The sequence below is a fragment of the Micrococcus sp. LASM2_SD2 genome (genome assembly GCF_057364565.1).
In genome coordinates this window covers 1-522 of record NZ_JBNFOB010000500.1, presented here as the reverse complement: position 1 = coordinate 522, position 522 = coordinate 1, and the positions used below count along the sequence as shown (strand labels likewise).

Annotated in this window: 1 protein-coding gene; it reads right to left on the bottom strand. The window is 47.1% G+C overall.

Features of this window, described 5'->3' with window-relative positions; genetic code table 11:
- Window positions 1-24 precede the first annotated feature (24 nt).
- The gene (locus tag AC2W7A_RS13310) at window positions 25-402 is read right to left on the bottom strand and encodes a hypothetical protein (RefSeq protein ID WP_485991756.1); all 378 of its coding nucleotides are present in this window, start codon (window positions 400-402) and stop codon (window positions 25-27) included.
- Between the last annotated feature and the right edge of the window lie 120 nt (window positions 403-522).

Here is a 522-nt window from a genome sequence, read left to right as displayed (position 1 = left end):
CCTGCAACTGCTGCCTGCCCCTCTTCAGTAAGCATGGCTCGGCTGTCGAGCAAGTTTGCATTTGCATGTCCAGCATTCACCCAAACAGAAAAATGTTTCATCTGGAACAACGCCCTTTTGCCAGAGTTTATCAAGCTGCTGAGATGCAATCTTCAGCCTTTCCATTTTTGATACTGTAGGATCGATTGCCTTTTCTACAGCCTCGTACTCTTTGCGCTGGCGCTTAAGTTGCTCAGCGTGCTCTTTAGCCTTCTGTTTTGCAACCTCGGCCTCATTGATTAAAGACCCCATAGAGTCAGCGGCTTGGTCGTTAGCTTTTGAAAACTCTTTCAATGACTTGACGGCTCGCTGCACTGTCGACACATCAACGTCAAGCGATAGACCTGCTACCTTATCAACCATATAACCCCCCCTTATATACAAAAAAACCGCCAGACGGCGGCTTAGTTATTCTGCTTAGCAATCATTTCAAGCGCTTTCGCTTCCATGATCCTAACGTCCTGCAAATGCCAGTTCCTTCAA

Excerpts from the sequence above, each read along its gene's own strand:
- AC2W7A_RS13310 (WP_485991756.1), bottom strand. The coding sequence starts at position 402 with ATGGTTGATAAGGTAGCAGGTCTATCGCTTGACGTTGATGTGTCGACA.